The 13,474-nt window shown below is 74.8% G+C and carries 1 protein-coding gene (only partly in view); it reads left to right on the forward strand.

The genetic code is table 11. From position 1 onward, the window contains the following. Positions 1–13: 13 nt before the first annotated feature. On the forward strand, positions 14–13,474 hold the 5' end (the start) of the coding sequence (locus OIE49_RS30400) for an SDR family NAD(P)-dependent oxidoreductase (protein WP_326805083.1). It continues 19,458 nt past the right edge of the window; 13,461 of the gene's 32,919 nt are visible here — the first part of the coding sequence; the start codon lies at positions 14–16; the stop codon falls past the right edge of the window.

A 13,474-nucleotide genomic window follows, 5' to 3' on the forward strand; every position in this document is an offset into this window, starting at 1 on the left:
GAGCTGGAACACGATGAGCACGTCCCCCAACAAGTACGTCGAGGCGCTGCGGTCGTCCCTCAAGGAGATCGAACGGCTGCGCAAGCAGAACGAGCAGCTGGTCGCCTCGGCGGCGGAGCCGATCGCCGTCGTCGGCATCGGCTGCCGCTTCCCCGGCGGCGTCGTCTCCCCCGAGGACCTGTGGGAGCTCGTCGCCCAGGGCCGCGACGTCATCGGCCCGTTCCCGACCGACCGCGGCTGGGACCTGGACCGGCTGGCGGGCGGCGGCGAGGGCAGCAGCCTCGCCCAGGTCGGCGGCTTCCTTCAGGACGCCGCCGGCTTCGACCCCGCCTTCTTCGGCATCTCGCCCCGCGAGGCCGTCGCCATGGACCCGCAGCAGCGCATCCTCCTGGAGATCGCCTGGGAGGGACTGGAGCGGGCCGGCATCGACCCCTCCACGCTGCGGGGCAGCCGCACGGGCGTGTTCATGGGTACCACGGGCCAGGACTACGCGGAGGTCATCAAGGCGTCCGACGAGGACGCCGAGGTGTACTCCACGACCGGTCACGCCGCCAGCGTGATCTCCGGCCGGCTCTCCTACTTCCTGGGCGCCGAGGGCCCGGCGGTCACCGTCGACACCGGCTGCTCGTCGTCGCTCGTGGCCCTGCACCTGGCCGTGCAGGCCCTGCGGGGCGGCGAGTGCTCCCTGGCCCTGGCGGGCGGCGCGTCCGTCATGGCCACGCCCCACCCGTTCATCGCGTTCACCTCGCAGAGCGGACTGGCCGCCGACGGCCGCTGCAAGCCGTTCTCCGACGACGCCGACGGCACCGGCTGGGCCGAGGGCGCCGGCCTGTTCATCCTGATGCGGCTGTCCGACGCCCAGCGCGAGGGCCGTACGGTCCTCGCCGTGCTGCGCGGCTCCGCCATCAACCAGGACGGCGCCTCCAACGGCCTCACCGCCCCCAACGGCCCCTCCCAGCAGCGCGTCATCCGCGCCGCCCTGGACAGCGCGCACCTGACCGCCGCGGACGTCGACGCGGTCGAGGCGCACGGCACCGGCACCACCCTCGGCGACCCGATCGAGGCGCAGGCGCTGCTCGCCACCTACGGCCAGGACCGCGAGCGGCCGCTGCTGCTCGGCTCCGTCAAGTCGAACATCGGCCACGCCCAAGCCGCTTCCGGCGCCGCCGGCGTGATCAAGATGATCATGGCGATGCGGCACGGCGTGCTGCCCCAGAGCCTCCACGCCGAGCGGCCGACCAGCAACGTCGACTGGACCGCCGGCTCCGTCGAACTCCTCGACCGCGCCGTCGACTGGCCCGAGACCGGCCGCGCCCGCCGGGCCGGTGTGTCCTCCTTCGGCATCAGCGGCACCAACGCCCACCTCATCCTCGAACAGGCCCCCGCCGCGCCCGAGCGCCCCGCCACGGACCCCGCCGTCCGCCCCGCGCTCGTCCCGTGGACCCTGTCCGGCCGCTCCGCCGCAGCGCTCGACGCCCAGCGCGAGCGCCTCGCCGCCCACCTCGCGGGCCACCCGGGCGCCGACCCGCTCGACATCGGCTTCGCGCTCGCCGACGGCCGCGCCACCTTCGAGCACCGCGCCGTCCTGCTCTGTGCGGGCTCCGACGCCTCGGGCGCCACCGAGATCGCCCACGGTTCGGTCGACGACGGGGCCTCGGCCGTCCTGTTCTCCGGCCAGGGCTCCCAGCGCCTCGGCATGGGCCGCGAACTGCACGCCCGCTTCCCGGTGTTCGCCGAGGCCTTCGACGAGATCGCCGCCCTCCTCGACCGCCACACCGACCGCTCGCTGCGCGACATCGTCTGGGGCGCCGACGCGGGCCTGCTGAACGAGACCGGCTGGACGCAGCCCGCGCTGTTCGCCGTCGAGGTCGCCCTCTACCGCCTCGTCTCCTCCCTGGGCGTCACCCCCGACTACGTCGGCGGCCACTCCATCGGCGAGATCGCCGCCGCGCATGTCGCCGGGGTGCTGTCGCTTCAGGACGCGTGCACGCTGGTCGCCGCCCGCGCCCGCCTGATGCAGGAGCTGCCGCGGGGCGGTGCGATGCTCGCGGTGCGCGCCACCGAGGAGGAGGTCTTCCCGCTTCTGACGGAGCGGGTCTCGATCGCCGCGGTCAACGGGCCGTCCTCCGTGGTCGTCGCCGGTGACGAGGACGAGGTCGCCGCGATCGCCGCGCACTTCGAGGCGCAGGACCGCAAGACCACCCGGCTCAGGGTGAGCCACGCCTTCCACTCGCCGCTCATGGACCCGATGCTGGAGGAGTTCCGGAGCGTCGCCCGGGGCCTCACCTACCACGAGCCGCGCATCCCGGTCGTCTCCAACCTGACCGGAACCGTCGCCGACCCCGCCGACCTGTGCACCGCCGACTACTGGGTCCGCCACGTCCGCGAGGCGGTCCGCTTCGCCGACGGCGTCACCACCCTCGCCGCCCGCGGCGTCACCACCATCCTCGAAGTCGGCCCCGACGGCGTGCTGTCCGCGATGGCGCAGGAGTCCCTGCCCGAGGGCACGACCGCCGTGCCGCTGCTGCGCAAGGACCGCCCCGAGGAGGAGTCCGCCCTCACCGGACTCGCCCGCGTGCACGTCCGCGGCCTCACCGTCCGCTGGGCCCGCCTCTTCGACACCAGCGGCGCCCTCCGCGCCGACCTGCCCACCTACCCCTTCCAGAACCAGCGGTTCTGGCCGGCCGCGGGCCGCTCCACCCAGGACGTCACCGCCGCCGGACTCGGCTCCGCCGACCACCCGCTGCTCGGCGCCGCCGTCGAACTCGCCGACGGCGAAGGCTTCCTGTTCACCAGCAGGCTCTCCGTCCACTCCCACCCCTGGCTCGCCGACCACGGCGTCCAGGGCCGCGCCCTGCTGCCCGGCACCGCCTTCGTCGAACTCGCCATCCGCGCGGGCGACGAGGCCGGCTGCGACCGCGTCGAGGAACTCACCCTCGCCGCCCCGCTGGTGCTCCCCGAGCGCGGCGCCGTCCAGCTCCAGGTCCGGGTGGGCGCCCCCGACCCCACGGGCCGCCGCCCGCTCGGCATCTTCTCCCGCGTCGAGGACGGCTTCGACCTGCCCTGGTCGCAGCACGCCACCGGTGTCCTCACCACCGGGGCCGGCGCCCCGGACGCCGCCTTCGACGCCACCGTCTGGCCGCCCGCCGGCGCCGAACAGGTCGACCTCGACGGCTGCTACGAGCGCCTCGCCGGCCTCGGCTTCGACTACGGGCCCGCCTTCCGGGGCCTGCGCGCCGCCTGGCGCCGCGGCACCGACGTGTTCGCCGAGGTCGCCGTCCCCGAGAACGCGGGCACCGACCCCGCCGACTTCGGCCTGCACCCCGCGCTCCTGGACGCCGCCCAGCACTCCGCCGCCTACACCGACCTCGGCGCCATCAGCCAGGGCGGACTGCCGTTCGCCTGGCAGGGCGTGCACCTCGCCGCGTCCGGCGCCACCACCGTCCGCGCCCGGATCACCTCCGCGGGCGAGGAGACCGTCTCCATTGCCGTGTACGACACCGCGGGCGGCACTGTCCTGTCCGTGGACTCCCTGGTCTCCCGCGTCGTCCCCAAGGACACCCCCGGCGCCGCGGGGGCCGTCCACCGCGACTCCCTCTTCCAGGTCGAGTGGACCTCGCTGCGCAGCCTCCCCGAGCACCTCCCGGAGACCGTCGCCCTCGTCGGCGCCGACCCGGCCGGCCTCGCCGACGCGCTGCGCGCCACCGGCGTCCAGGTCACCGCCCACCCCGACCTGACCGCGCTGGCCGCGGACACCGCCCCGGTGCCGGAGATCGTCCTCACCGGCGTTCCCGGCGAACAGGACACCCCGGCCGCCGCCGACGCCGCCCACACCACCGCCGCGGCCGTACTCGGCCTGGCCCAGCACTGGCTGACCGAGGACCGGTTCGCCGACGCCCGGCTCGTCCTCGTCACCCGCGACGCCACCGAGGGCCGCGACCTCCCGGCCGCCGCGGCCGCCGGCCTGATCCGCACCGCCCGCACCGAGAACCCCGGCCGCTTCGCCCTCCTGGACCTAGTGCCCCAACAGGCAACGTTCGCCCCGTCGCGACGCCCGGCACGCTCCCCCGAGCTCTTCGAGCAGGGGGGACCCCCACTCGCCGCACCGGCCGAAAGCCCGAGTACGTCCAGTACGGGGACTTCCGGCCGGCACACCGAGAGCACGCACCGGACGCCGCTCCTTGACGGGCAAACGTTGCCTGCCGGGGCACTCGCCACCGGCACCCCCGCCGCCCCCGCGGCCCTGGTGGCGGCCCTGGCCGCCGCGTACGACGAACCCGACCTCGCCGTACGCGGCTCCGACGTGCTCACCGCCCGGCTCACCCGGGTGCCCGCGCCCGGCACCCCCGGCGACTGGAACCCGGACGGCACCGTCCTGATCACCGGCGGCACCGGCGGACTCGGCGGCGTCCTCGCCCGCCACCTCGTCACCGAACGCGGCGTCCGCCGGCTGCTGCTCGCCAGCCGCCGCGGCCCGGCCGCCGACGGCGCCGACGCGCTCGCCGACGAACTCACCGCACTCGGCGCCTCCGTGGACATCGCCGCCTGCGACGTCACCGACCGGGAGGCGCTCACCGCCCTCCTCGCCCGGATACCCGCCGCGCACCCGCTGAGCGCCGTCGTGCACACCGCCGGCGTGGTCGACGACGGCGTCATCGGCTCCCTCACCCCCGAACGCCTCGACACCGTGCTGAGGCCCAAGGCCGACGCCGCCTGGCACCTGCACGACCTCACCCGGGACCTGGACCTCGACGCGTTCGTCCTCTTCTCGTCCGTCGCCGCCACCCTCGGCAGCCCCGGACAGGGCAACTACGCGGCCGGCAACGCCTTCCTGGACGCACTCGCCGCCCACCGCCACGCCCTCGGCCTGCCCGCCACCTCCCTCGCCTGGGGCCCCTGGACCCAGAGCGTCGGCATGACCGGCAACCTGTCCGACATCGACGTCGAGCGCATCGCACGCTCCGGCATGCCGCCGCTCACCGTCGAACAGGGCCTCGCCCTCTTCGACGCGGCCCTCGCCACCGGCGGCCCCGCCCTCCTGACGGTCCGCCTCGACCTGGCAGTGCTGCGCACCCAGGGCGAGATCGCGCCGCTGCTGCGCGGCCTGATCCGCACCACCGTGCGCCGCGCCGCCGCCCAGGTGTCGGTGACCGCCGACAGCCTCGCCCAGCGACTGGCCGGCCTGGACGCCGCCGCCCGCCGCGAGACCCTCCTCGGCCTGGTCCGCACCCAGATCGCCCAGGTCCTCGGCCACGCCGACGCCGACCAGGTGGAAGCCGCCCGCCAGTTCCAGGACCTCGGCTTCGACTCGCTGACCGCGGTCGAACTGCGCAACGGCCTCAACGCCGCCACCGGACTGCGCCTCCCCGCGACCATGGTGTTCGACTACCCGACACCGAACGCGCTCGCCGACCACCTGAGCGACGAACTCCTCGGCACCGGCGACGACACACCCCTGCCCGCCCCCGCCGGCGCCCTCCCGGCCACCAGCGACGACCCGATCGTCATCGTCGGCATGGCCTGCCGCTACCCGGGCGGCGTCACCTCGCCCGAGGACCTGTGGCGCCTGGTCAGCGAAGGCGCCGACGCCACCGGCCCGTTCCCCGTCAACCGCGGCTGGGACGTCGACAACCTCTACGACCCGGACCCCGACCGCCCCGGACACACCTATGTGCGCGCCGGCGGGTTCCTGCACGACGCCGGCTCCTTCGACGCCGACTTCTTCGGCATGAGCCCGCGCGAGGCGCTCTCCACCGACTCCCAGCAGCGCCTGCTGCTCGAACTGTCCTGGGAGGCCGTCGAGCGGGCCGGCATCGACCCGCTCAGCCTGCGCGGCAGCCGCACCGGCGTCTTCGCCGGCGTCATGTACAACGACTACGGCACCATCCTCACCGGCGACGAGTACGAGGCCTTCCGCGGCAACGGCAGCGCCCCCAGCGTCGCCTCCGGCCGCGTCTCGTACACCCTGGGCCTGGAAGGCCCCGCCGTCACCGTCGACACCGCCTGCTCCTCCTCCCTCGTCGGCATGCACCTCGCCGCCCAGGCACTGCGCACGGGGGAGTGCACGCTCGCCCTGGCCGGCGGCGTCACCGTCATGTCGACGCCCAGCACCTTCGTCGACTTCTCCCGCCAGCGCGGCCTCGCCGCCGACGGCCGCTCCAAGGCGTTCGCCGAGGCCGCCGACGGCGTCGCCTGGTCCGAGGGCGTCGGCATGCTCGTCCTGGAGCGCCGGTCCGACGCGATCCGCAACGGCCACGAGATCCTCGCCGTGCTGCGCGGCTCCGCCGTCAACCAGGACGGCGCCTCCAACGGCCTGACCGCCCCCAACGGCCCGTCCCAGCAGCGCGTCATCCGCCAGGCCCTCGCCAGCGGCGGACTGTCCCCCGAGGACGTCGACGTCGTCGAGGCGCACGGCACCGGCACCACCCTGGGCGACCCCATCGAGGCCCAGGCCCTCATCGCCACCTACGGCCGCGACCGCGACCCCGAGCGGCCCCTGTGGCTCGGCTCCGTGAAGTCCAACATCGGCCACACCCAGGCCGCCGCGGGCGTCGCGGGCGTCATCAAGATGATCATGTCGATGCGGCACGGCGTGCTCCCGCGCACCCTGCACGTGGACGCCCCGTCCTCGCACGTCGACTGGGACGCCGGCGCCGTCGAGCTGCTCACCGAGCAGACCGAGTGGCCCGAGGCGGACCGGGTGCGCCGCGCCGGTGTCTCCTCCTTCGGCATCAGCGGCACCAACGCCCACGTCATCATCGAGCAGCCGGCCGCCACCCCGGCCCAGGCCGCCCCGCGCGACCACGCCGGGGAACTCCCGGCCACCCCCTGGCCGCTGTCCGCCAAGACCCCCGAGGCCCTGCGCGACCAGGCCGCCCGCCTGCTCGCCCACGTAGAGACCCACCCGGACGCCAACCCGGCCGACATCGCCTACTCGCTGCTCACCAGCCGCTCCGTCTTCGACCACCGCGCCGTCGTCGCCGGCGCCGACCGCACCGAGGCGCTGCGCGCCCTCGCGGCCCTCGCCGCCGGGACCGACGACAGCGCGCTGCTGACCGGCACCGCCGGCGGCGGCCGCACCGCGTTCCTGTTCTCGGGCCAAGGTTCGCAGCGACTCGGGATGGGCCGTGAGCTGTACGGCAGGTTCCCGGTGTTCGCCGAGGCCCTGGACGCCGTACTGGCGGCCCTGGACGGCGAGTTGGACGGTTCGCTGCGGGAGGTGATGTGGGGCGAGGACGCCGGTCCGCTGAACGAGACCGGCTGGACCCAGCCCGCCCTCTTCGCGGTCGAGGTCGCCCTCCACCGCCTGGTGGAGTCGTGGGGCGTGCGGCCCGACTACGTGGCCGGTCACTCCATCGGTGAGATAGCCGCCGCCCACGTCGCCGGGGTGCTCACCCTGGAGGACGCCTGCCGTCTCGTCGCCGCCCGCGCGACCCTCATGCAGGCGCTGCCCGAGGGCGGCGCCATGATCGCCGTCGAGGCCACCGAGGACGAGGTCCGCCCGCTCCTCACCGACGACGTCTCCGTCGCCGCCGTCAACGGACCGTCGTCCGTGGTCGTCTCCGGCACCGAGGCCGCCGCCCTCGCGGTCGCCGCGCACTTCACCGAGCAGGGACGGCGCACCAGCCGCCTGCGCGTCAGCCACGCCTTCCACTCGCCGCTGATGACCCCGATGCTCGACGAGTTCCGGGCGGTGGTCGAAGGGCTGACGTTCACGGCACCGGCGATCCCGGTGGTGTCGAACCTGACCGGCGCCCTCGCCACGGCCGAGGAACTGTGCTCCGCCGACTACTGGGTGCGCCACGTCCGCGAGGCCGTCCGGTTCGCCGACTGCGTAGGCGCCCTCGGCGAGCGCGGCGTCACCACCTTCGTCGAACTCGGCCCCGACGGCGTGCTGTCCGCCATGGCACAGCAGTCCGCCACCGAGGGCGCCGTCACCGTGCCGCTGCTGCGCAAGGACCGGGACGAGGAGCAGGCCCTCGTCACCGCCCTGTGCCGGCTGCACGTCCTCGGCATCGACGCCGACTGGACGTCCGCGTTCACCGGCGCCGACGCCGCCCGCGTCGACCTGCCGACCTACGCCTTCCAGCACCGCTGGTTCTGGCCCGCGGCCGGAGCGGCGCGTCCGCACGACATGCGCGCCGCCGGACTCGGCTCCGCCTCCCACCCGCTGCTCGGCGCCGCGGTGGAACTTCCCGGCGGGGAAGGCGTGCTGCTCACCGGCCGCCTCTCCCTCCAGTCCCACCCCTGGCTCGCCGACCACGCCGTCCACGGCACCGTCCTGCTCCCCGGCACCGCCCTCCTCGACCTCGCGATCCGCGCGGGCGACGAGGCCGGCTGCGCCCACCTCGAGGACCTCACCCTCGCCGCGCCGCTGACCCTGCCGCAGGACGGCGCCGTCCTGCTCCAGGTCCGCGCCGGCGCCGCCGACGACGCCGGCCGCCGCACCGTCACCGTGCACGCCCGCCCCGAGGACGCCACCGACGGCGTCTGGACGCTGCACGCCACCGGCACCCTGTCCGACACCGCCCCCACCGGCACCGGCCTCGACACCACCGTGTGGCCGCCGGCGGGCGCTCAGGCACTCGACACCGACGGCTGCTACGAGCGCTTCGCCGCCCGCGGCTTCGCCTACGGCCCGCTCTTCCAGGGCCTCACCGCCGCCTGGAGCGCGGGTGACGCGCTGTATGCCGAGGTCACGCTGCCCGAGGAGGGCAACGACGACGCGGCCGGCTTCGCCGTCCACCCCGCCCTGCTCGACGCGGCCCTGCACCCTGCGCTGCTCACCGACGACGACGGTGGCCTCCCGTTCTCCTGGGAGGGCGTCGGCCTGCACGCCTCCGGTGCCACGGCACTGCGCGTCCGGCTCGCCCCGGCGGGGCCGAACGCGCTGTCCGTCACCGCCGCCGACCCGGCCGGCCGGCCCGTGGTCTCCATCGCCCGGCTGCTCGCCCGGCCGGTCGACGCCGCCCGGCTGACCGGCACCGCCGGACACCTGCGCGACGCGCTCTTCCGCCTCGACTGGACCCCGGTCCCGCTGCCCGACGGCACGGGCTCCGCGGGTGTCGCCCTGCTGGGCCCGGACACCGACGACCTGGCGGAGGCCCTCGGCGACGGCGCCGTCCGGTATGCGACTCTCGCCGACCTGCTCGCGGCCGACGGGCCCGTTCCCGGTGCCGTACTGGTTCCGTTGACGGCCGGCTCCGACGCCGACGACACGCCGGGTTCCGTGCACACGCGGACCGCCTCCGCTCTGGAGCTTCTTCAGGAGTGGGCGGCGGAGGACCGGCTCAGCGGTTCCCGTCTGGTCGTCGTCACCCGTGGAGCCGTCGCCACCGACGACGCCCCGGTGACCGACCTCGCCGCCGCGGCCGTCCTGGGCCTGGTCCGTTCCGCGCGGACCGAGAACCCCGGCGCCTTCGGGTCGGTCGACCTCGACGGCGCTTCCGACTCCGTCCTCACGCGCGCCCTGGCCCTCGACGAGCCGCAGCTCGCGCTGCGCGGCGGCCGTGCCCTCGCCGCCCGCCTGACCCGCGCCACCGCCGACCCCGCCGCCCGGACTGTCTGGTCGCCGGAGGGGACGGTGCTCGTGACCGGTGGAACCGGTGGACTCGGCGGCCTGGTGGCCCGTCACCTCGTCACGGAGCGCGGGGTGCGGCGTCTGCTGCTGACCAGCCGTTCCGGTCCCGACGCCGCGGGCGCCGATGAGCTGGTGGCGGAGCTGCAGGGGCTGGGCGCCGAGGTCTCGGTCGCGGCGTGCGACGTCGCCGACCGGGACGCGGTCGCCGCGCTGGTCGCGGAGCACCCGCTCACCGCGGTCGTGCACACGGCGGGCGTCCTCGACGACGGTGTGCTCGGCTCGCTGACCGGCGAGCGGCTGTCCACGGTGCTGCGTCCCAAGGTGGACGGCGCGTGGAACCTGCACGAGGCGACGCGGGACCTGGATCTGGACGCGTTCGTGGTCTTCTCGTCCGTCGCCGGTGTCTTCGGCGGCGCGGGCCAGGCCAACTACGCGGCCGGCAACGCCTTCCTCGACGCTCTCGCCGCGCACCGCCAGGCCCTCGGCCTGCCCGCCGTCTCCCTCGCCTGGGGTCCCTGGCAGCAGGGCGCGGGCATGACGGCCGGCCTCGACGAGCGCGATGTCCGCCGGGCCGCCGAGTCCGGGATGCCGCTCATCACGGTCGAGCAGGGTCTCGCCCTCTTCGACGCCGCTCTCACCACCGGTGAGGCCGCCCTCGTCACCAGCCGCCTGGACCTCGCCGCCTTCCGCGGCCGTCCGGAGCTGCCGGCTCTGCTGCGCGGGCTGATCCGTACCCCCGTCCGCCGCGCCGCCGCGACCGGGGCCGCCGAGAGCGCCGACGCCGGACTCGTCCAGCGGCTCGCCCGGCTCGACCGGGAGCAGCGCCACGAGGTCCTGCTGGACCTGGTGCGCGCGAGCGCCGCTCTGGTCCTCGGCCACGCCGCCGGTGCCGACATCGACGCCGACCGTGCCTTCCGCGACCTCGGCTTCGACTCCCTCACGGCGGTCGAACTCCGCAACCGTCTGCGCACCGCGACCGGTCTGCGCCTGTCGGCCACCATGGTCTTCGACCACCCCACTCTGTCCGCGCTCGCCGACCACCTGCTCACCGAGCTGTTCGGCGCCGAGACCGAGACCCTCACTCCCGTCACGCTGCTGCCGCCGACCGACGACGACCCGATCGTGATCGTCGGCATGGCCTGCCGCTTCCCGGGCGACGTCACCTCGCCCGAGGACCTGTGGCGCCTGGTCAGCGACGGCACCGACGCCATCACGGACTTCCCGGCCAACCGCGGCTGGAACGTGGACAGCCTCTACCACCCGGACCCCGAGCACACCGGCACCTCGTACAGCCGTTCCGGCGGATTCCTGCACGACGCGGGCGACTTCGACCCCGGCTTCTTCGGCATGAGCCCCCGCGAGGCGCTTGCGACGGACTCCCAGCAGCGCCTGCTCCTCGAGACCTCCTGGGAGGCCATCGAGCGGGCCGGCATCGACCCGCTCAGCCTCCGTGAGAGCCGCACCGGCGTCTTCGCCGGCGTCATGTACCACGACTACGGCAGCCTGCTGGGCGGCAAGGAGTTCGAGGGCTTCCAGGGCCAGGGCAGCGCGGGCAGCGTCGCCTCCGGCCGGGTCTCGTACACCTTCGGCTTCGAGGGCCCGGCGGTCACCGTCGACACCGCCTGCTCGTCCTCCCTGGTCGCCCTGCACTGGGCCGCCCAGGCGCTGCGCTCGGGCGAGTGCTCGCTCGCCCTCGCCGGCGGCGTGACCGTCATGTCGACGCCCAGCACGTTCATCGAGTTCTCCCGCCAGCGCGGTCTCGCTCCCGACGGCCGCTCCAAGGCGTTCGCCGAGTCGGCGGACGGCGTCGGCTGGTCCGAGGGCGTCGGCATGCTCCTGCTGGAGCGCCAGTCCGACGCGATCCGCAACGGCCACGAGATCCTCGCGGTCGTCCGCGGCTCCGCCGTCAACCAGGACGGTGCCTCCAACGGCCTCACGGCCCCCAACGGCCCGTCCCAGCAGCGCGTCATCCGCCAGGCGCTGGCCAGCGGCGGACTCTCGACCGGCGACGTGGACGCCGTCGAGGCGCACGGCACCGGTACGACGCTCGGTGACCCGATCGAGGCCCTGGCCCTGATCGCCACCTACGGCCAGAACCGCACCGACGAGCAGCCCCTGTGGCTCGGCTCGCTGAAGTCGAACATCGGCCACACGCAGGCCGCTGCCGGTGTCGCCGGTGTCATCAAGATGGTCATGGCGATGCGCCACGGCGTGCTCCCGCGCACCCTGCACGTGGACGCCCCGTCGTCCCACGTCGACTGGAGCGCCGGCGCCGTCGAACTGCTCACCGAGCAGACCGAGTGGCCCGGGACGGACCGGGCGCGCCGCGCCGGTGTCTCCTCCTTCGGCATCAGCGGCACCAACGCCCACGTCATCCTGGAGCAGCCGGTCGCCGCACCGGCACCGGAGACGGCCGGAACGGAGGGTGCCGAACCCGCCGTCGTCCCGCTGGTCCTCTCCGCCAAGTCGCCCGAGGCGCTGCGCGACCAGGCCGCCCGCCTGCTCGACACGGTCCGCGAGCGCACGGCGCTGCGCCCGCTCGACCTCGGCCATTCGCTGGCGACCAGCCGTTCCGCGTTCGACCACCGCGCCGTCGTCCTGGCCGCCGGCCGCGAGGACGCCCTCCGCGCCCTGACCGCCCTCGCCGACGGCGAGGCGGACTCCGCCGCGGTCACCGGCCGCACCCGGTCGGGCCGTCGTGCGGTGCTGTTCTCGGGTCAGGGTTCGCAGCGGCTCGGGATGGGTCGTGAGCTGTACGGCCGTTTCCCGGTGTTCGCGGAGGCTCTGGACGCTGCTCTCACCGCTCTGGACGGTGAGTTGGACGGTTCTCTGCGGGAGGTGATGTGGGGTGAGGACGCCGGTCTGCTGAACGAGACCGGATGGACTCAGCCCGCCCTGTTCGCCGTCGAGGTGGCCCTTTACCGGCTCGTGGAGTCGTGGGGTGTGAGGCCGGAGTTCGTGGCCGGTCACTCGATCGGTGAGATCGCGGCCGCGCATGTGGCCGGGGTGTTCTCGCTGGAGGACGCGGCGCGTCTGGTGGCGGCTCGTGGTCGTCTGATGCAGGCGTTGCCGGCCGGTGGTGCGATGGTGGCCGTTCAGGCCACCGAGGACGAGGTCATCCCGTACCTCAGTGATGAGGTGTCGGTCGCTGCCGTCAACGGGCCTGCGTCTGTGGTGGTGTCGGGTGCCGAGGGTGCCGTGCTGGAGTTGGCGGCGCGTTTCGAGGCGGAGGGTCGGAAGGCCACTCGGCTGCGGGTGTCGCACGCCTTCCACTCGCCGCTGATGGACCCGATGCTGGACGAGTTCCGCACGGTCGCCGAGACGCTGTCGTACGCCGCTCCGGTGATCCCGGTGGTGTCGAACCTGACGGGCTCCCTCGCGACGGCTGAGGAGTTGTGCTCGCCCGAGTACTGGGTGCGTCACGTCCGTGAGGCGGTCCGCTTCGCCGACGGGGTGACCGCGCTCGAGGAGCAGGGTGTGACCACGTTCCTGGAGCTGGGTCCGGACGGAGTCCTGTCCGCGTTGGCGCAGGAGTCGCTGACCGGCGACGAAGCAGTCACCATCCCGGTCCTGCGCAAGGGCCGTGACGAGGAGACGGCCGCCCTGACCGCCCTCGCCGCCCTGCACACTGCGGGACTGCGGATCGACTGGACCGCCTTCTTCGCCGGCACCGGCGCCACCCGCGTCGACCTGCCGACCTACGCGTTCCAGCACACCACCTACTGGCCCAGCGGCGCACACTCCGCCGCGGACGCCGCGGCAGTCGGCCTCACCGCCGCCGGACACCCGCTGCTCAACGGCTCGGTGCAGCTCGCCGAGGGCGAGGGCGTGCTGTTCACCGGCCGCCTCTCCCTCCAGTCCCACCCCTGGCTCGCCGACCACGCCGTCCACGGC

It is taken from the genome of Streptomyces sp. NBC_01788, from assembly GCF_035917575.1.
Classification (GTDB): Bacteria; Actinomycetota; Actinomycetes; order Streptomycetales; family Streptomycetaceae; genus Streptomyces.